This is a genomic window from Lysobacter sp. 05T417 (genome assembly GCF_056396405.1).
Genome location: NZ_JBFTLK010000002.1, coordinates 124,035 through 142,224 on the forward strand (window position 1 = coordinate 124,035; position 18,190 = coordinate 142,224).

Annotated in this window: 16 protein-coding genes; 4 read left to right on the forward strand and 12 right to left on the reverse strand. The window is 68.9% G+C overall.

Annotation, left to right across the window (positions count from 1 at the left end):
* Positions 1–26: 26 nt before the first annotated feature.
* Positions 27–596 (reverse strand): dCTP deaminase, encoded by a 570-nt coding sequence (gene dcd, locus AC1DER_RS03960; RefSeq protein ID WP_158730638.1) that lies wholly within the window; start codon positions 594–596, stop codon positions 27–29.
* An 85-nt stretch (positions 597–681) separates the two neighbouring features.
* The gene (gene apbC / locus AC1DER_RS03965) at positions 682–1,794 is read right to left on the reverse strand and encodes an iron-sulfur cluster carrier protein ApbC (RefSeq protein WP_441814788.1); all 1,113 of its coding nucleotides are present in this window, start codon (positions 1,792–1,794) and stop codon (positions 682–684) included.
* A gap of 220 nt (positions 1,795–2,014) precedes the next feature.
* Here apbC and AC1DER_RS03970 point away from each other — a divergent pair, with 220 nt between their 5' ends.
* The 3 genes from AC1DER_RS03970 to rnfB all read left to right on the forward strand — a co-directional run bounded on the left by AC1DER_RS03970 (position 2,015) and on the right by rnfB (position 5,158).
* Positions 2,015–2,473, forward strand: a complete 459-nt coding sequence (locus tag AC1DER_RS03970; protein WP_441814789.1) for a DUF2147 domain-containing protein — start codon at positions 2,015–2,017, stop codon at positions 2,471–2,473.
* Positions 2,474–2,580: 107 nt separating this feature from the next.
* Positions 2,581–4,677 carry a methionine--tRNA ligase gene (gene metG, locus AC1DER_RS03975; protein ID WP_477246809.1) on the forward strand — a complete coding sequence of 699 codons (2,097 nt, stop codon included), beginning with the start codon at positions 2,581–2,583 and terminating at the stop codon, positions 4,675–4,677.
* Between the two features lie 67 nt (positions 4,678–4,744).
* Positions 4,745–5,158, forward strand: coding sequence for an Rnf electron transport complex subunit RnfB (rnfB, locus tag AC1DER_RS03980; RefSeq protein ID WP_477246811.1), 414 nt, complete (start codon positions 4,745–4,747; stop codon positions 5,156–5,158).
* Positions 5,159–5,181: 23 nt separating this feature from the next.
* Here rnfB and AC1DER_RS03985 read toward each other — a convergent pair whose 3' ends face one another.
* The 6 genes from AC1DER_RS03985 to AC1DER_RS04010 form a co-directional block, all read right to left on the reverse strand.
* Complete coding sequence (locus AC1DER_RS03985; protein WP_441814792.1) at positions 5,182–6,171, reverse strand: TraB/GumN family protein; 990 nt, start codon at positions 6,169–6,171, stop codon at positions 5,182–5,184.
* A 65-nt stretch (positions 6,172–6,236) separates the two neighbouring features.
* Positions 6,237–7,190, reverse strand: coding sequence for a DUF1684 domain-containing protein (locus AC1DER_RS03990; RefSeq protein WP_477246814.1), 954 nt, complete (start codon positions 7,188–7,190; stop codon positions 6,237–6,239).
* On the reverse strand, positions 7,191–9,047 hold the full coding sequence (mutL, locus tag AC1DER_RS03995; RefSeq protein WP_477246816.1) for a DNA mismatch repair endonuclease MutL: 1,857 nt from the start codon (positions 9,045–9,047) through the stop codon (positions 7,191–7,193).
* Positions 9,048–9,173: 126 nt separating this feature from the next.
* Positions 9,174–10,871, reverse strand: coding sequence for an N-acetylmuramoyl-L-alanine amidase (locus AC1DER_RS04000; RefSeq protein WP_477246818.1), 1,698 nt, complete (start codon positions 10,869–10,871; stop codon positions 9,174–9,176).
* A gap of 87 nt (positions 10,872–10,958) precedes the next feature.
* The gene (gene tsaE, locus AC1DER_RS04005) at positions 10,959–11,453 is read right to left on the reverse strand and encodes a tRNA (adenosine(37)-N6)-threonylcarbamoyltransferase complex ATPase subunit type 1 TsaE (RefSeq protein WP_477246832.1); all 495 of its coding nucleotides are present in this window, start codon (positions 11,451–11,453) and stop codon (positions 10,959–10,961) included.
* 16 nt (positions 11,454–11,469) lie between these two features.
* Positions 11,470–12,981 carry an NAD(P)H-hydrate dehydratase gene (locus tag AC1DER_RS04010; RefSeq protein WP_477246820.1) on the reverse strand — a complete coding sequence of 504 codons (1,512 nt, stop codon included), beginning with the start codon at positions 12,979–12,981 and terminating at the stop codon, positions 11,470–11,472.
* Between the two features lie 24 nt (positions 12,982–13,005).
* Here AC1DER_RS04010 and queG point away from each other — a divergent pair, with 24 nt between their 5' ends.
* Entirely contained in the window at positions 13,006–14,097 is a 1,092-nt protein-coding gene (gene queG / locus AC1DER_RS04015; protein WP_477246822.1) for a tRNA epoxyqueuosine(34) reductase QueG, read from the forward strand.
* Between the two features lie 264 nt (positions 14,098–14,361).
* Here the strand turns inward: queG and pgi are convergent, their stop codons facing one another.
* The 4 genes from pgi to panB form a co-directional block, all read right to left on the reverse strand.
* The gene (gene pgi, locus AC1DER_RS04020; RefSeq protein ID WP_477246824.1) at positions 14,362–15,870 is read right to left on the reverse strand and encodes a glucose-6-phosphate isomerase; all 1,509 of its coding nucleotides are present in this window, start codon (positions 15,868–15,870) and stop codon (positions 14,362–14,364) included.
* Between the two features lie 7 nt (positions 15,871–15,877).
* Complete coding sequence (gene panD, locus AC1DER_RS04025) at positions 15,878–16,258, reverse strand: aspartate 1-decarboxylase (protein ID WP_158730628.1); 381 nt, start codon at positions 16,256–16,258, stop codon at positions 15,878–15,880.
* A 193-nt stretch (positions 16,259–16,451) separates the two neighbouring features.
* Positions 16,452–17,357, reverse strand: coding sequence for a pantoate--beta-alanine ligase (gene panC / locus AC1DER_RS04030; RefSeq protein ID WP_477246827.1), 906 nt, complete (start codon positions 17,355–17,357; stop codon positions 16,452–16,454).
* Positions 17,350–18,168: a 3-methyl-2-oxobutanoate hydroxymethyltransferase gene (gene panB / locus AC1DER_RS04035; protein WP_441814800.1), complete on the reverse strand. Its 819-nt coding sequence runs from the start codon at positions 18,166–18,168 to the stop codon at positions 17,350–17,352. The genes panC and panB overlap by 8 nt, the downstream gene beginning before the upstream one ends.
* Between the last annotated feature and the right edge of the window lie 22 nt (positions 18,169–18,190).

Sequence of the window (18,190 nt, forward strand, 5' to 3'; positions counted from 1 at the left end):
CTGCAAGCGGGAGAGGGGCTTGATGCTCAGGTGCGCGGCAGCGTTACGCCGACCTGGCCCTGGTACTTGCCGCCGCGATCCTTGTACGAGGTCTCGCAGACTTCGTCGGACTGGAAGAACAGCATCTGCGCCACGCCTTCGTTGGCGTAGATGCGCGCCGGCAGCGGCGTGGTGTTGCTGAATTCCAGCGTCACGTGGCCTTCCCACTCCGGCTCCAGCGGCGTGACGTTGACGATGATGCCGCAGCGGGCATAGGTGCTCTTGCCCAGGCACACCACCAGCGTGTCGCGCGGGATGCGGAAGTACTCGACCGTGCGCGCCAGCGCGAACGAGTTCGGCGGGATGATGCAGACGTCGCTCTCGATGTCGACGAAGCTGCCGCTGTCGAAATGCTTGGGATCGACGATCGTCGAGTTGATGTTGGTGAAGACCTTGAACTCGCGCGAGCAGCGCACGTCGTAGCCGTAGCTCGACGTGCCGTAGCTGACGATGCGGTGGCCGTCGGCGGCGGTCTTGACCTGGCCCGGCTCGAACGGCTCGATCATGCCGTGCTGCTCGGCCATGCGACGGATCCAACGGTCGGACTTGATGCTCATGGAGTGTTCGGAGGCAATGGGAACGGGGATTGTGTCAGCCGGAGCCGGAATGGGGAACCGGGCACCATGAACCAGGAACCGGCACCTACAGCAGCGACACCGAGAGCGGCGTGGCCACCTGCGGGCGGCGCGCCAGCTCGATGGCGATCCGCCGGGCGGTGATCCGGTAGGCGCGCGCGGCGGCGCTGTCCGGGGCCGCCGTCACCACCGGCACGCCGGCATCGCCCTGCTCGCGGATGGCGATTTCCAGCGGCAGGCTGCCCAGCAGCGGCACGCCGTATTGCGCGGCCATGCGCTGGCCGCCGCCCTCGCCGAAGACGTGTTCGGCATGGCCGCAGTTGGAGCACACGTGCACGGCCATGTTCTCGACCAGGCCCAGCACCGGCACCTGCACCTTCTCGAACATCTTCAATGCCTTGCGCGCATCCAGCGTGGCCACGTCCTGCGGCGTGGTGACGATGACCGCACCGGCCACGGGGATCTTCTGCGCCAGCGTCAGCTGGATGTCGCCGGTGCCGGGCGGCAGGTCGACAATCAGGTAATCGAGTTCGCCCCAGCGCGTTTCGTTCAGCAATTGCGTCAGCGCCGAGGTCGCCATCGGCCCGCGCCAGATCATCGGCGTGTCCTGCTCGACCAGCAGGCCGATCGACATCGCCTCCACGCCGTGCGCGCGCATCGGCTCGATGGTCTTTCCGTCGGGGCTGTCCGGGCGTCCGGACAGGCCAAGCATGGTCGGGATGCTGGGCCCGTAGATGTCGGCATCGAGCACGCCGACGCGGGCGCCCTCGGCGGCCAGCGCCAGCGCCAGGTTGACGGCGGTGGTGGACTTGCCGACGCCGCCCTTGCCCGAGCCGATCGCGATCAGGTTGCGCACGCTCGGCATCGGCGTGACGTTGGGCTGGACCGCATGCGAAACGATGCGCGAATGCAGCTCCAGCCGCGCCAGCTCCCGGCCTTCGGCCGCGACCAGGGTGGCGACCTGCGCCTGCAGCCACGGCTGCAGCGCAACGCAGGGGAATCCGGCGACGATCTCGACCACGACCCGGCCATCGGCATCGACGGCGCGGATACGCGCGCCGGTTTCGCCCAGCGTCACGTCGGTATCGGGCAGGCGGAGGGCGGCAATCTGGGTTTGCAGGGACTCACTCACGACAGCGACCTTGATCCTTCTTCGATGCGGTATTGCTGGGGCCGTCATGTTACGTGCTATTTCCAGGCGCCATTCCCGAGGTCCCGCAAAACCGCCGCCAACCGCGCTGGAGCGCGTCAACAGCCATGCAAATGCCGCCCGACCAGGGCATTGCCAAAGCCTCGACCAGGGCCCATCCATACGCCAACGGATGCGGTATAAAGGTCCGCAACCGCATCCCGGTGCGATCCGAAACCGAGTGAACCGAAACATCCCTGGGAGGGGACTCATGCGTACGAAGTTGCTTGCCCTGCTGTTCCTGGCTGCCCTGCCGTTGAGCCTGCTGTCGACTGCCGCGGCCGCACAGACGCCGACGCCGGTCGGCCAGTGGACCACCATCGATGACAAGACCCAGAAGCCCAAGTCCATCGTCGAGATCTACCAGGCCAAGGACGGCAGCCTTGCCGGCCGCGTGACCGAGGTCCTGCAGTCCGACCGCGGCCCCAACCCGGTCTGCGACAAGTGCTCGGGCGACCGCAAGGACAAGCCGGTCAAGGGCATGGTGATCCTGTGGGGCATCAAGCAGGACGGCGAGACCTGGGAGGGTGGTCAGATCCTCGACCCGGCCAGCGGCAAGATCTATTCGGTCAAGGTCACTCCGATCGAAGGCGGCAAGAAGCTCGAGGTGCGCGGCTTCATGGGCTTCTCGCTGCTCGGCCGCACCCAGACCTGGATGCGCAAGCAGTAAGCCGTTTCTGCCCTCCCCCGCGTGGGGAGGGACAGGCCGCACGCGGCCAGGGAGCGGGGGAAGCGCGCATGCGATAATCCCCCGCTCTTTACGCGTCCCGGCCCCCCATGTCCCGCGAGTTCGTCGTTTCCTGCGCCCTGCCCTACGCCAACGGGCACCTGCACCTCGGTCATCTGGTCGGCTATACCCAGGCCGACATCTGGTGCCGCGCGCAGCGAATGGCCGGGCACACCGCCTGGTATGTCTGCGCCGACGACACCCACGGCACGCCGATCATGCTCGCCGCCGAGAAGGCCGGGCAGTCTCCCGAAGCCTTCATCGCCGGCATGCAGGCCAGCCACGAGCGCGACTTCGCCGACTTCGGCGTCGCCTTCGACCATTACGACTCGACCAATTCCGAGCGCAATCGCCTCCTCACCGAAGCGATCTACGCCAAGCTCGACAACAACGGCCACATCAGCCGCCGCTCGGTCGCGCAGCTCTACGACCCGGTCAAGGGCATGTTCCTGCCCGACCGCTACGTCAAGGGCATCTGCCCCAACTGCGGCACGCCCGACCAGTACGGCGACAACTGCGAGAACTGCGGCGCCACCTACTCGCCCAGCGAGCTGAAGGAACCGCGCTCGGTGGTCAGTGGCGCCACGCCGGAACTGCGCGAATCCGAGCACTTCTTCTTCGAGGTGGGCCAGTTCGACGCGTTCCTGCGCCAGTGGCTGTCCGGCGACGTCGCCGTGCCCGGCGTGAAGGCCAAGCTGCAGGAGTGGCTGGACGCCGAGGGCGGCCTGCGCGCGTGGGACATCTCCCGCGATGCACCCTACTTCGGCTTCCAGATCCCCGGCCACCCGGGCAAGTACCTGTACGTCTGGATCGATGCGCCGATCGGCTACCTGTCGAGCTTCCAGGCGCTGTGCGAGCGCGAGGGCCTGGACTTCTGGTCGTACCTCAGCCGCGACAGCAAGGCCGAGCTGCACCACTTCATCGGCAAGGACATCGTCAACTTCCACGGCCTGTTCTGGCCGGCGGTGCTGCACGGCGCCGGCTTCCGCGAGCCGACGCGCCTGCACGTCAACGGCTACCTGACCGTCGACGGCGCCAAGATGTCGAAGTCGCGCGGCACCTTCGTGATGGCGCGGACCTACCTTGAGGCCGGCCTCGACCCCGAGGCGCTGCGCTACTACTACGCGACCAAGACCAGCGGCGGCGTCGATGACCTCGACCTCAACCTGGCCGACTTCACCGCGCGCGTGAATGCCGACGTCGTCGGCAAGTTCGTCAACCTCGCCAGCCGCTGCGCCGGCTTCATCGAGAAGCGCTTCGACGGCCAGCTTGCCGCTGCCCTGCCCGATCCGGCGATGTACACGCGCTTCGTCACGCAGCTGGCGCCGATCGCGGAGGCCTACGCGCGCAACGAGGCCGCTACTGCGGTGCGCCTGACCATGGCGCTGGCCGACGAGGCCAACAAGTACATCGACGAACACAAGCCGTGGGTGCTGGCCAAGCAGGACGGCGCCGATGCGCAGCTGCAATCGGTCTGCACGCAGGGCCTGAACCTGTTCCGCGTGCTCAACGCCGCGCTCAGGCCGGTGCTGCCGCGCGTGACTGCGCAGGCAGAGGCGTTCCTGGCGGCGCCTGTCGCCCGTTGGAGCGACCTGGAATCGCCGTTGCTGGCCCACCGCATCGGCAGCTACACGCCGCTGTTCACCCGTATTGACCCCAAGCACATCGAACACATGATTGACGCATCCACGGAATCGCTGAAGCCCGAACCGGCCCGGCCCGCCGCAGACACCGCGACCAGGTCGACCGCCGCACCGGCAAAGGTCGAGAAGGCCGCGGCCGCTGCTCCCGCTGCTGCACCCGCCGCTGCCGGCGCAACCATCGGCATCGACGACTTCGCCAGGCTCGACCTGCGCGTGGGCAAGGTGCTGGCGTGCGAGTTCGTCGAAGGCTCCGACAAGCTGCTGCGCTTCGAGCTCGACGCCGGCGATCTGGGCAAGCGCCAGATCTTCTCCGGCATCCGCGGTTCCTACGGCGAGCCGGAAACCCTGGTCGGCCGCAGCGTGGTGTTCATCGCCAACCTGGCGCCGCGCAAGATGCGCTTTGGCATCAGCGAAGGCATGATCCTGTCGGCCGGATTCGACGGCGGCTCGCTGTTCCTGCTCGATGCCGATGGTGGCGCCGAGCCGGGCATGCCGGTCCGCTGACGCCTCCCGTGGCGCCGGCACGCCGGCGCCCGCGAGTGACTCGCGAACCTGTGACCCGCGCACAAAGATGGCCGTCGACCTGACCGAACGCATCGACCGCATCCTGCCGCAGACCCAGTGCGGCCAATGCGGTTTTGCCGGCTGCCGGCCCTATGCCGAGGCGATGGCCGCGGGCCAGGCCGATCTCGACCGTTGTCCGCCCGGCGGCGATGCCGGCGCACGCGCGCTGGCACGATTGCTCGGAGTGGACGCCAGGCCCTACGACCGCGCGCGCGGCGAGCACAAGCCGGCGCAGGTTGCCGTGGTCGTGGAAGCCGATTGCATCGGTTGCACCAAGTGCATCCAGGCCTGTCCGGTCGACGCGATCATCGGCGCGTCCAAGCACATGCACACGGTGATCGAACCGCTGTGCACCGGCTGCGAACTGTGCGTGCCGGCGTGCCCGGTCGACTGCATCGTGCTGCTGCCGCCGCTGCGGTAGGCGCGAGCCCAGCTGCAGTCAGGTTACTGCGCCGACAACTGCTGCTGGCTGCACGCCGAGCACACGCGCTCTACCGTGTAACCCTTGCCGCGCAGCATGCCGATCACGCCGTCGTCGCCGAGCAGGTGCATGGCGCCGACCACAACCAGCGTGTCGCCCTTCTTCACGCCGTCGAGCATGCCCTGGATCTGCGGCAACCAGGCCTGGTTGCGCTCGACGTTGACCATCCGATAGGTCTGCGGGGTCTTGTCGCGCATCTCCTCGCCGGTGAGCTTGTCGAGGCGGGCAACGTCGCCCTCGCGCCAGGCCGAATGGATGTCGTCGAGCTGCCCCGTCATTTCCTGCGGCTTGTCGAGGAACTCCTTCAACGAGGCAATCTGTTCGTCCATCGGCGATGCATCGAGCACCTGCAACTGGGTTTCGATGGTTTCCAGGGCCGCGGTCGGCTTGTTCGCCGCGGCGGCGCGCTGCATCAGGTACATGTCCAGGCCACGCGAAGGGCTGAAGCCGAGCTGCTGCGACACGCCCAGCATCAGCGAGAGGTTCACGAACCATGGCTCGTAACCGTCGAACTGCGCGATCGAAGCGCCGCTCTGGGCCAGGATCCGGTTGAACTTCTCCCGCATCGCCGCCGGCAGCACCTGGCTGAGCGTGCGACCGTCGCTGTAACCGGCGGCGATCAGGAATTTCTGCGCCATCGCCGGATCCTGCATCTGCTCGGGCGGGACTTCGAACACGACTTTGTCGGACGCGGCGAAGGCGCTGTCGATGTCGGGCGACAGCGGGTAGTCATCGTCCTTGAGCAGATGGAAAGAACCGAGCAGATACACCGCGTTGTCGCCGTCGGACACCTTCCACAGCAGCGGCAGCGGCGGCGCCTTGGCCACGGCGACCGGTGCGACCGGCGCGTTGGGCGCCTTCGCCGGCGTCGCGACCTTCTCCACGGCGAACGCCACCGAGGCCAGTCCGGCAGCGGCCAGCACGGTCAGGCAGAACATCTTCAGGCGACGCATCGGAACGGTGTCCTTCGGCTTTTGGGCGCGTGGTTGGGGGTGTCGGGAAAGTGCAGAGGGAAAGCTCAGGGTGTTGCGTGTGCGTAGGTCTTCTCGCCGGCATTGATGGCCAGGTCGAGCCGGTTTTGCGGCGGCGGCAGCGGACAGGTCGCGAACGCGGTGAACGCGCACGGCGGGTTGTACGCCTGGTTGAAATCCAGCACCACGCGCGCGTCGACGCCGGGCTTGGGCGCATCGAGGAAACGCCCGGCCGGGTAACTGCCATGGCCGCTGGTGCGATCGGCGAAGACCAGGAACAGGGTGTCATCGCCTTCGTCGAGCGCTTCGATGCGGTACTGCTTGCCGTCGCGTTCGAACTCGAACGCGCCCGGATTGGGCACCTCGTCGGTGGTGCCGATGATGCTGGCGATGGGCAGCGTCTTGCCGGCCGGGTGGGCGACAAAATGCGCCTGGACCTTCCAGTCGGTGCTCGCCGGCCAGTAGGTCAGGCCCTGGAAACCGGTACGGCTGGGGGCATCGGCGTGCTTGACGCGCAGGGCGTAGCGGTCGCCGCGCTTGATCACCGTGACCAGGCCCTTGCCTTCGTCGAAGCCAATCACGCTCGGACCGGTCGGCGAATCGTCGGCGCGCAACTCGGCGGCGCCCTGCAGCGGCTGGCCGTCGAGGGTGAGCGCCAGGCCCTTCTCCGGCACGAAACGCAGGCGGCCGTTGTTGAGATCGATCATGCCCAGGTGCGGCGGCCCCACCGACAACTGGATGCCGTTGCCGGCAGACGCGCCGAAGTAGTGCGGGCCCGGATCGATCCAGTGCAGGCCGACGACGCTGGTCCAGCCGTCAGGCTTGGTCAGGTTGGCCACGCGCTGGCCGCGCCACAACTCCAGGTCGCGCGCGAACGCCACCTGCGTGGCCTGGTCCTGCGTCGCCTTGCCGGCATCTCCGGCGGGCTTGCTGCACGCGCTCGCCGCGACCAGGACGGCCACGATCAGCGCGCATCGGGTGCCACTCGCAATTACCGACATTCAGCGTCCTCGCAGGAACCAGCGATCGATTTCGGGAAGGGTGAAGCGCGCCCAGGTCGGGCGGCCATGGTTGCACTGCCCCGAGCGCTCGGTGGCTTCCATCTCGCGCAGCAGGGCGTTCATTTCCGGCAGCGACAGCCGGCGATTGGCGCGCACCGCGCCATGGCAGGCCATCGTCGCCAGCAGTTCGTCGCGGGCTGCGCCGACGCGGCGCGATTGGCCGTGTTCGCGCAGGTCGGCGAGGACGTCGCGCAGCAGCGCTTCGACATCGCCATGGGCGAGCAGCGCCGGCACGCTTCGAAGCGTCAGCGATTGCGGGCCGCTGCGGGTCACTTCGAAACCAAGCGCGGCCAGCGTCTCGCCCTCGCGTTCGGCGACCTCGGCCTCGCGCTCGGACACCGCCAGCGTCGCCGGCACCAGCAGCGGCTGCGTGCGCAACCCTTCGCCGTCGTGCGCGCTCTTGAGCTTCTCGTAACCGATGCGCTCGTGCGCGGCATGCATGTCGACGACGATGAGCCCTTCGGCCGTTTCGGCCAGCACGTAGATGCCGTGCAGCTGTGCGATGGCGTAGCCCAGCGGCGGCAAGGTCGCGTCGCCGCCTTGCGGCATCGGCATGGCCATCGGCGAGGCTGCGGCCATTGCCGGCTGTGACGCGCCATAGAGCGCGGCATAGCCCGAGCGCGCCTCGGCGACCTGCATCGGCAGCGGCGACTGCTCCTGCCGCCACAACGCCTGCGGCGCAGACCCGTGCATGCCCGATGCGGAAAATGCGTTGGCGTCGCCCCAGCTTGAGGTTGCAACGCCCGCGGCGTCGGCCGCCGTGCCCGGGACCGTACCGGCGCGCGTGTGCGCCAGCGCACTTTGCAGCGTGCGATAGACGAAGTCGTGGATCAGGCGCGCATCGCGGAAGCGGACTTCGTGCTTGGCCGGATGCACGTTCACATCGACCCGGCGCGGGTCGAGTTCGAGGAACAGCACGTAGGCCGGCTGGCGCCCATGGAACAGGACGTCGGCGTAGGCCTGCTTGATCGCATGGGCGATGCTGCGGTCGCGCACGGCGCGGCCGTTGACGTAGAGGTACTGCTGGTCGCCGCTGGCGCGGTTGTACGCCGGCTGTGCGATCCAGCCGTGCAGGCGCAGGCCCTGACCCGAGCCCTCGCTGTGCGCGCCACCGGAATGGTCCACGCGCAACGCGTTGCGTGCGAACTCCTCGCCGAGCGCCTCGTGCAGGCGCACTTCCGACAGGAGATCGCCCTCGCCCTTCCAGCGTCGCGACGGCTTGCCGTTGTGCGAGACGCGCAGCTCCACATCCGGGCGTGCCAGCGCCAGCTGGCGCAGCCACTCCTCGATGTGGCCAAGCTCCGTGCGTTCGGCCTTCAGGAACTTGCGTCGCGCCGGCACGTTGAAGAACAGGTCGCGCACCTCGACCGTGGTGCCCTGCGGGTGCGGCCTGGGCACGACCGTGCCGATGCGGCCACCTTCGACGTCCAGCGTCGCCGCGTGGTCGTTGCCGGCACGGCGCGAGGTCAAGGCGAAACGGCTGACCGAGGCGATCGACGGCAATGCCTCACCGCGAAAGCCCAGCGTGGCGACGCCTTCAAGGTCGTCGAGCGAGGCGATCTTGCTGGTGGCGTGGCGCTGGATCGCCAGCGGCAGCTCGTCGGCGGCGATGCCGCCGCCATCGTCGCGGATGCGGATCAGGCGTACGCCGCCCTCTTCCAGGTCGATGTCGATGCGGCGCGCGCCTGCATCGAGGGCATTCTCGACCAGTTCCTTGACCACGGACGCCGGGCGCTCGATGACCTCGCCGGCCGCGATCTGGTTGATGAGGGTGTCGGGGAGTTGGCGGATCGTCACGGCCTGGGCGACGCAGTCCTGCGTCGTCGGAGGAAACGATGCAGATGATAGCCGACGCAGGCCCCGTTCCGAGGGCGCGATGCACTCTTCGCCCAAAGCCCGGCCCGCCCGGCCTTGCTGATGGCCCTACGGACTGCCGCCACCGGCTCCGACGTCGGCGGTCACATACGTCGCATCGGCGCGCGCGGCGTACATCGTGCCCGGCGGCGGCTGGCGGGTGAAATAGGTGTTGACCCCGTCGAGCACGGCGCGCGCGAGGTTGCGCTGGTGCGCCGGGTCGGTCAGCCGGCGCTCCTCATCCGGATTGGAGATGAAGGCGGTCTCCACCAGCATCGCCGGCATGTCGGAAGTCCGCAGCACGGCGAAGTTGGCGCGCTCGATATTGGGCTTGTGGTTGCTGCCAACGCGCTTGAGGCCGTCCAGGACGTGCCCGGCGGCGTCTTCCGACGCCTTCATGTGGCCGCTCTGGGTCAGGTCCAGCAGCACCGAAGCCAGGGTGTTGCTGGTCTGTTCCAAGCGCACGCCGCCGATCATGTCGGAGGCGTTTTCCTTGTCGGCCAGCCAGCGCGCACGCTGCGAGGACGCGCCCTTGAGCGATAGCACGTACACCGACGAGCCCTTGGCGGCGCGGTTCTCGGCGGCATCGGCGTGGATCGAGATGAACATGTCGGCCTTGGCCTGGCGCGCCAGCTGCGCGCGCCGCGGCAGCGGCACGAACACGTCGCTGTCGCGGACCAGGTACGACTTCAGGCCCGGCGTGGCATTGATCTGCCGCGCCAGCTCGCGGGCGATGGCCAGGGTGACGTCCTTTTCGCGCTTGCCCGACGGGCCGAGCGCGCCAGGGTCCTGGCCGCCGTGGCCGGCGTCGATGGCGATCACCAGCGGCCGCATGCCGCGGCCACGCATCACGTCCTTCATGGTCTTGACCGGCGCCTCTGCGGGCGCGGGCGGCGTTGCGGACGGGGTTGCGGACGGCGCAGCCGCAGCAGCAACCGTCGCGCCGGGCATCAGCGTCGGCTGGCCGGTGGCGATGCGGGTCGGCACGCCGGTGGCGACAGTGGTCGGCAGCGGCGCGGCGGACGAGGCGGCCGGAGCCGGCACCGGCGCCGAGGTGGCGGTCGATCCGGGAATCTTTGCAGCACTAGTGGCGGGCGCCGTCGCTGGCGTCGTGCCGCCGTGACCGGCGACAATGGCCGAGATCAGGCGCGTCGTGGCTTCCGACGACGCGGCACTGACCTCACCTGGCGAAGGCGTCTGCTGGGGTGTCGTGGCTGCGCTTGCCATCGCCGGCGTCGTTGCCGACGGCGTGGACGCGGGGCCCGCTACCGGCGGGGCGGCCGAGAGGGCCGAAGCCGGCACCTGCGCCAGTGGCGGCGCCGTCGGCGCGGCAACCGTGGCGATGCCTTCGATCGGCTCGGCGCCATCGCCCGGCCATTCCAGCACCAGGCGCGGGCCGTTGGCGCCCTGCTCGATGCGCGGCTTGAGGACCGTCACCGGCTGCGACAGGTCGAACACGATGCGCGAAGTGCCGGGAGCCGGCTGGCCAGTGCGCACCGACTTGACCACGCCTGCGCCAGTGGGCAAGTGGAAATCGCGCGCCAGCGAAGAGGCGGGAAGATCCACGACCAGGCGGTCGGGTCCCTTGAGGCTGATGACCTTGAATTCGCCGGCGCCGTCGAGGGCGATCTCGGCTCGGGTGCCGGTGGCCCCGGCGCTCAGTTCCAAGCCTTTGATTTCACTGGCATGCGCCAGATTCCAGGCGAGGGCGGCGAGCAGCGCTAGGCCGAGCAGAAACTTCTGGACGGTGGCGGCCTTTACGCGCATGGCCGGTAGTCAACCACCGCGCCAACGAATTTGCAAGCACTTTTCCCTTACGAATCCATGACCTGCCGGACTTTCCTGCAAAACCGTTCAGGAGTCGGGCGCAACTCCCTGCCCCGGGGCCGGCCGGGCCGGCCCGGCCAGTCGGCCGAGCCAGGCCTCCCCGGCCGCGGTCCCCGCCAGCAGCCGGGCCCGTCGCCCGCCCCCCTGCATGGCCAAGTCCACGGTCAGGTCGGCCGCTGGCAGCGCTCCGACGCCGCGCTCGGGCCATTCGACCAGCCACAAGCGGACTTCCGCGCCATCGAGACCGAGGAATTCGAGTTCGCCCGCATCGGCGATGCGATACAGATCGAGATGCCACGCTTCGCCACCATCGGCGAGCGGATAGCGTTCGACAAGCGTGTACGTCGGACTGCGAATCGCACCGCGCACACCCAGTGCGCGCAGCAACGCGCGAGCGAGCGTTGATTTTCCTGCGCCCAGATCACCGTGCAGATGCACAACGGCATCGGCTGGGCGCGTGCGTGCAAGCTGCGCACCGAGTGCGTCGGTCGCTTCGGCATCGGCCAACCAGATTTCATTCATCGCTTCTGAACTCACATCAACGCTCCGGATTGACGAAGTGGCGAAGCCACGGCATCAGGTCGCTCGGCAACAGTCCACGTTCGCCGCCTTCGTGCGCGGCTGCATCACCCGCAGCCGCATGCAACAACGCACCCGCGCTCGCCGCTTCGAACGCAGCAAGCCCTTGCGCGCGCAGCGCGGCGATCACGCCACTGAGCACGTCGCCCATGCCGCCGACTGCCATGCCCGGATTTCCCGCCGCAATCAGGCGCGGTGTTTCGTGCGCGGCCGCGACAATGGTGCCTGCGCCCTTGAGCACGGCCACGCACGCATAGCGTTCGCACAGCGCCTTGGCGGCGGCGAAGCGATCACGCTGGACCTGCGCGGTGGTGATGCCTAGCAGGCGCGCGGCTTCACCCGGATGCGGCGTCAGCACCGTATCGGCCGGCAGCGCGAACGGATGCGTTGCCAGCAGGTTGAGGGCATCGGCGTCGAGCAGCAGCGGTTTCGCGCTGGCGACGGCGCGCTCGTACAAGCCCCGCCCCCACTCGTTCTGGCCGAGGCCCGGGCCCAGCGCAATGGAGCCGGCGCGGTCCAGTGCCGGCTGCAGCGACTGCGCATCGACGACCTCGTTCACCATCGCTTCGGGCAGCCGCGCCAGCAGCGCGGCGACATGCTGCGCGCGCGTTGCGACTTCCACCAGTCCGGCGCCGCTGCGCAATGCCGCCTGCGCGCACAGCACGATCGCGCCGCCGCTTCCAAGCTCGCCGCCGATGCACAGCACGCGACCGTTGCTGCCCTTGTGGCTGTCGCGCCGGCGCGGCGCCAGCCAATGCGCGAGCGCGACCGGCGTCAAGCGTTGCGCATGCACCGGGCAGCCATCGAACCAGTCGCGTGGAATGTCCAGATTTGCCAGCGACAGCACGCCGGCGTGATCGAGCGCCGCGCCGGTGCGCAGGCCTGCCTTGCCGGCGATGAACTCGATCGTGCGCGTGGCAATGACGGCCGCGCCCATCACGCAACCGCGGTCGGCGTCGACGCCGCTGGCCACATCGAGCGCCAGCACCGGTGCATGGTACGCGTTGATCTGCGCGATCAGCGCCTGCGCGGCCTGGTCCGGTTCGCGCGAAAGGCCGATGCCGAACACCGCATCGACGATCACATCGGCCGGCGGCAGCGAGCCTTCGAACCGTTCGACTGCGCCGCCGACTGCGAAGTAGTCCTGGGCCGCGCGTCGCGCCAGCTCGCTGCGCGGTTCGTGCCCGGGCAGGTGCACCACCACGACCTGGCGCCCGGCCTGGCGTGCATGCCGCGCCAGCACGTATCCGTCGCCACCGTTGTTGCCCGGCCCACAGGCGACGAGCACCCGCTGTGCCTGCGGCCAGTGCGCCAGCAACTCGCGCCAGGCCGCCTGGCCGGCACGACTCATCAGCCCGAAGCCCTCGCCAAGCGCCTGCGCCGCGCGCGCCTCGACCACGCGCAGCGACGCGGCGTCGTAGAGCGAGTCGGCGGCGAACGCGTCTGAAAGCGGCACGGCGTCGTGTGGCATCACGGGATTCTATACTTGTGCATCGTGAACCCCCCTGCCTCCCAGCCGCCCGCCCCGCCCGTCGCGACGCCCGACTACGCCGCGCTGGCCCAGCGCGTGCGCCTGCTGGCGAGCGAGTTCGGCTTCCAGCGCTGCGGCATCACCGACATCGAACTGGCCCAGGACGAAGCGCACCTGCGCGACTGGCTGGCGCAGGGCCTGTACGGCTCGATGGACTGGATGGCGCGCCACGGCGAGCTGCGCGCGCGTCCGGACGAACTGCACCCGGGTACTGTGCGGGTGATTTCGGTTGGCCTCGACTACGGCCGCGACAGCGACGAAGCCTGGGCCACGCTGGACGACAGCGAGCGCGCCTACGTCGCCCGCTATGCGCTGGGGCGCGACTACCACAAGCTGATGCGCCAGCGCCTGCAACGCCTGGCCGACCGCATCGCCGAGGAGGTCGGGCCGTTCGGCCACCGCGTCTTCGTCGACTCCGCGCCCGTGCTCGAGCGAGCGCTCGCCCGCAACGCCGGCCTGGGCTGGATCGGCAAGCACACCTGCCTGATCGACAAGGACGGTGGCTCGTTCTTCTTCCTCGGCGAGATCTACGTCGACCTGCCGCTGCCGATCGACCTGCCGGCGAGCGCGCACTGCGGCACCTGCCGCAAGTGCATCGACATCTGCCCGACCCAGGCGATCATCGCGCCGTACCGGCTGGATGCGCGCCGCTGCATCGCCTATCTGACGATCGAGCATGAAGGCGCGATTCCCGAGGAACTGCGCCCTCCGATCGGCAACCGCATCTTCGGCTGCGATGACTGCCAGTTGATCTGCCCCTGGAACAAGTTCGCCCAGCGCACCGACGAAGCCGATTTCCGCGCCCGCAACGATCTCGACAAGGCAACGCTGGTGCAGTTGTTTTCCTGGGACGAAGGCGAATTCCTGCAGCGCACCGAAGGCACCGCGATCCGCCGCAGCGGGCATGAGCGCTGGTTGCGCAATATCGCGGTGGCGCTGGGCAACGCGCGCACCAGCCCCGAGGTGATCGCGGCGCTGAAGGCGCGGCGCGACTCAGCCAGTCCGATGGTGCGCGAGCATATCGAGTGGGCGCTGCGGCGGCATCACGCCGCCTGAGAGTGTGTCGGCCCGATCACCCTTCGACTCCGCTCCTGCGGAGCTACGCTCAGGGCGAACGGGGATACAACCCGCCGCTCGTACGGGGAACCCGTCATCACTACCCTCATGGCGAACGGGGATACTTCTCACCGTTCGTCCTGAGCGTGGATACTTCTTACCGTTCGTCCTGAGCGTGGATACTTCTTACCGTTCGTCCTGAGCGTGGATATTACTTACCGTTCGTCCTGAGCGTAGGCGCGCAGCGCCGAAGTCGAAGGACACTCAGCGCAGCTGCGCCAGCAATTCCCGCGTGACCGGATCATCCGCCCGCGCGTCTCCCGCCAGCGCCGGCAGCAAGCGGCTCGCGACCTGCTTGCCCAGCTCCACGCCGAACTGATCGAAGGCGTTGATGCCCCAGATCACCGACTGCAGGTACACGCTGTGCTCGTACAGCGCCAGCAGCGCACCGAACGACTGCGGCGTCAGCGCATCGAGCAGGATCATCGTGCTGGGACGGCCACCGGCATAGGCGCGGTGCGGATCGTCGCTGGCCTGGCCGTTGGCGAAGGCTTCGGTCTGCGCCAGCAGGTTGGCCTGCAGCGCGCGGTGGTTGTCCGGATACGGCGCATCGGAATGGACCACGCCGATGAAGTCCGCAGGCACGATCGAGGTGCCCTGGTGCAGCGCCTGGAAAAAGCTGTGCTGGGTGTCGGTGCCGGCGCCGCCCCACCACACCGGCACGGTGTCGACGCTGACCGCCGAGCCGTCGGTGCGTACCGATTTGCCCAGGCTTTCCATCACCAATTGCTGGAGGTAATTGGACAGCAGCTTCAGGCGCTCGTCGTAGGCCAGCACGGCCTGGGTGGAATAGCCCAGGCCATTGCGGTTCCAGATCGCCGTGAGTGCGTGCCATGCCGCCAGGTTCTGCGGCAGCGGCGTGTTCAGCACGTGCGCGTCCATCTGCGAGGCGCCATCGAGCATCGCCTCGAACGCGTCCATGCCGATCGCCAGCGCGATCGGGAAACCGACGGCGGACCACAGCGAATAACGACCGCCCACCCAGTCCCACATCGGCAGGATGCGTTCGGGCGGAATGGCAAACGCTTCGGCGGCGCGGTCGACGTTCGCCGAGACGGCGTACAGGCGCTCGGTGCCGCCGAGCCAGTCGCGCAGGATCGCGCCGTTGAGCATCGTCTCCTGGGTACCGAATGTCTTGGAGATCAGCACCGCGGCGGTGCGCCGCGGGTCCAGGCCAGCCAGCACGCGTTGCGCGGCGTGGCCGTCGACGTTGGAAAGGAAGTGGACGCGCAAGCGCCCCGGCCTGGCGCCCGTGAGCGCATCGACCGCCAGGCGCGGGCCAAGATCGGAACCGCCAATGCCGACGCTGACGATGTCGGTGACATCGCTGGCTGCAAGCGAATCGACCAGCGCACGCATGCGGGCGCGCGCCTCCAGTGCCTGCACGTGCGCGGCGCGGGCCACCGGCGCCGACGAGACGTCGCCGCGCAGCGCGGTGTGCAGCACGCTGCGGCCTTCGGTCAGGTTGATCTTCTCGCCGTCGAACAGGGCGCGCAGCTTCTGCCGCACGCCGGCCTGCTCGGCCAGTTCGAACAGCGACGCCAGGGCATCGCGGTCGTAGTGCTGGCGGGCGAAATTGGCGTAGACCGGACCGACGCGGACGACGAAGTCCTGCGCGCGCGCCGGATCGGCGGCGACGAGGTCCTTCAGCGGGGTCTGGATGACGCGCCCTGCCTGGGCGCGAAGGCGGCTCAGACGGGCATCGGCATCCATGGGCAGGTCAGGCTGCCTGTGCCGGCATCGAACGGTTGGTGTGCGTCAGCGCGTTGTGGCGGTCGACGTAGACCAGGGTCGGCTTGTACTTGGCCGCCTCGGCCTCGTCACAGACGCCGTAGGCGCAGATGATCACCAGGTCGCCGGGCTGCGCGCAGTGGGCGGCGGCACCGTTGACCGAGATCACGCCGCTGCCCTCTTCGCCGCGGATGGCGTAGGTGACGAAGCGCTGGCCGTTGTTGACGTTGTAGATGTGGATCTGCTCGTACTCGCGGATACCCGAGATGTCGAGCAGGCGCCCGTCGATCGCGCACGAACCTTCGTAGTGAAGCTCGGCGTGGGTCACGGTGGCGCGGTGGATCTTGGCCTTGAGTACGTTCAGTTGCATGTGTGTGGCTCCGGCCGCGGGCATGCGGACGCGTCAGGCCACAAGTCTAGCAGCGCATGGCGCAGTGCAACATCTCCTTGGCTTCGCGGGAATCGGGAATGTGGACCGGGAAACGGGAACGCTCCGTTCCAGCAGCGGAGCCTCCAAAGAGCCCCCGCCGTTCCTTCCCCACTCCCGCCTCACCACTCCCGCTTCACCACTCCAGATTGTCGATCAGCCGCGTCCGGCCCAGCCGTGCTGCGACAAGGGCCACACGCGGGCCGTCCTCGCCGTCCGCCGGCTCGCTCAGGTCCGGGCGTCGCACCACGGCGTAGTCAGGGACGAAACCGTCCGCCTGCAGGCGCTGGCTGGCCTCGGCCTCGACGGTCGCACGCGGCGTGCCGGTGGCGACGGCGTCGCGCATCGCCTGCAGGCAGCGATGGATCGCCGCCGCCTGCACGCGCTCTTCCGCCGACAGGTACTGGTTGCGCGAACTCATCGCCAGGCCGTTGTCCTCGCGGACGATGTCGGCGCCCACCAGTTCGATCGCGAACGCCAGGTCGCGGACCATGTAGCGGATCACCGCCAGCTGCTGATAGTCCTTGCGTCCGAACACGGCCACGTCCGGCTGGACCTGGTTGAACAGGCGCGCGACCACGGTGGCGACGCCATCGAAGTGTCCCGGGCGGAACGCGCCTTCCAGCGTCGTGGTGATGCCGGGCACCTGCACGCGCACGGTCGCCTCGGCGCCGTAGGGGTACATCGTCTCTACCGTTGGCAACCACATCGCATCGCAACCTGCAGCGCCCAGGCCCAGCGCATCGGCCTCGGGCGTGCGCGGGTACTGGGCGAAATCCTCGTTCGGGCCGAACTGGGTCGGGTTGACGAAAACGCTGGCGACCACGCGGTCGGCGTGGCTGCGCGCCAGCCTGATCAGCGAGAAGTGGCCTTCGTGCAGGTTGCCCATGGTCGGCACCAGGGCCACGCGCAGGCCGTCGCGGCGCCACTGCGCCACCCGCGCGCGCAGCGCGGCCAGCCCGGTGATGGTCTCGATCGTGGCCTTCTTGCGGAGGTTTGCGGAGTGCGCGCCAGCGGTAACAGGGGTGCGGCGGTCAGGCATAGGAGTGTTCAGCATCCGGGAAGCTGCCGTCGCGAACGGCCTGGGCGAATGATTGGACAGCGCCCGCTACCGAGCCGCCCTCGGCGAGGAAATCCTTGACGAAGCGCGGCCGGCGATGGCCGGAGTTCACGCCAAGCAGATCGTGCAGCACCAGCACCTGGCCATCGCATTGCGGGCCGGCGCCAATGCCGATGGTGGGAATGGACAGGTCGGCGGTGATCGCCGCGGCGACCGGCGTCGGCACGCACTCGAGCACCAGCAGGCTGGCGCCGGCTTCGGCCACGGCGCGCGCGTCGGCGCGCAGGCGCGCGGCGGCAGCCTCGTCGCGGCCCTGGACCTTGTAGCCGCCCAGGCGCAGCACCGATTGCGGGGTCAGGCCCAGGTGCGCGCAGACCGGGATCTCGCGCTCGACCAGGAAGCGGATGACGTCGAGCTTGTGCCCGGCGCCCTCCAGCTTGACCATCGCCGCGCCGGCCTGAAGGAACCGCATCGAGGCGTCGAGCGCGCGCTCGGGCGTGGCGTCGGCCTGGAACGGCAGGTCGGCGATCAGCAGCGCCTTTTCGAGGCCGCGGGCGACGCAGGCGGTGTGGTAGACGATGTCGTCCGTGGTCACCGGCAGCGTGCTGCCGTGGCCCTGCACGACCATGCCGAGCGAATCGCCGACCAGCACCAGGTCGACGCCGGCGGCGTCCATGGTGCGGGCGAAACCGGCGTCGTAGCAGGTCAGCATCACCAGCCGGCGGCCGTCGCGCTTGGCGTCGGCCAGGGCCGGCACGGTCCAGGGCTTGTTGTTGGGGGTTCCGCTGTACATGGCGTGGGGTACCAGTTGTCGC

Excerpts from the sequence above, each read along its gene's own strand:
- dcd (WP_158730638.1), bottom strand. The coding sequence starts at position 596 with ATGAGCATCAAGTCCGACCGTTGGATCCGTCGCATGGCCGAGCAGCAC.
- apbC (WP_441814788.1), bottom strand. The coding sequence starts at position 1,794 with ATGACGGCCCCAGCAATACCGCATCGAAGAAGGATCAAGGTCGCTGTC.
- AC1DER_RS03970 (WP_441814789.1), top strand. The coding sequence starts at position 2,015 with ATGCGTACGAAGTTGCTTGCCCTGCTGTTCCTGGCTGCCCTGCCGTTG.
- metG (WP_477246809.1), top strand. The coding sequence starts at position 2,581 with ATGTCCCGCGAGTTCGTCGTTTCCTGCGCCCTGCCCTACGCCAACGGG.
- rnfB (WP_477246811.1), top strand. The coding sequence starts at position 4,745 with ATGGCCGTCGACCTGACCGAACGCATCGACCGCATCCTGCCGCAGACC.
- AC1DER_RS03985 (WP_441814792.1), bottom strand. The coding sequence starts at position 6,171 with ATGCGTCGCCTGAAGATGTTCTGCCTGACCGTGCTGGCCGCTGCCGGA.
- AC1DER_RS03990 (WP_477246814.1), bottom strand. The coding sequence starts at position 7,190 with ATGTCGGTAATTGCGAGTGGCACCCGATGCGCGCTGATCGTGGCCGTC.
- AC1DER_RS04000 (WP_477246818.1), bottom strand. The coding sequence starts at position 10,871 with ATGCGCGTAAAGGCCGCCACCGTCCAGAAGTTTCTGCTCGGCCTAGCG.
- tsaE (WP_477246832.1), bottom strand. The coding sequence starts at position 11,453 with ATGAATGAAATCTGGTTGGCCGATGCCGAAGCGACCGACGCACTCGGT.
- AC1DER_RS04010 (WP_477246820.1), bottom strand. The coding sequence starts at position 12,981 with ATGCCACACGACGCCGTGCCGCTTTCAGACGCGTTCGCCGCCGACTCG.
- pgi (WP_477246824.1), bottom strand. The coding sequence starts at position 15,870 with ATGGATGCCGATGCCCGTCTGAGCCGCCTTCGCGCCCAGGCAGGGCGC.
- panD (WP_158730628.1), bottom strand. The coding sequence starts at position 16,258 with ATGCAACTGAACGTACTCAAGGCCAAGATCCACCGCGCCACCGTGACC.
- panC (WP_477246827.1), bottom strand. The coding sequence starts at position 17,357 with ATGCCTGACCGCCGCACCCCTGTTACCGCTGGCGCGCACTCCGCAAAC.
- panB (WP_441814800.1), bottom strand. The coding sequence starts at position 18,168 with ATGTACAGCGGAACCCCCAACAACAAGCCCTGGACCGTGCCGGCCCTG.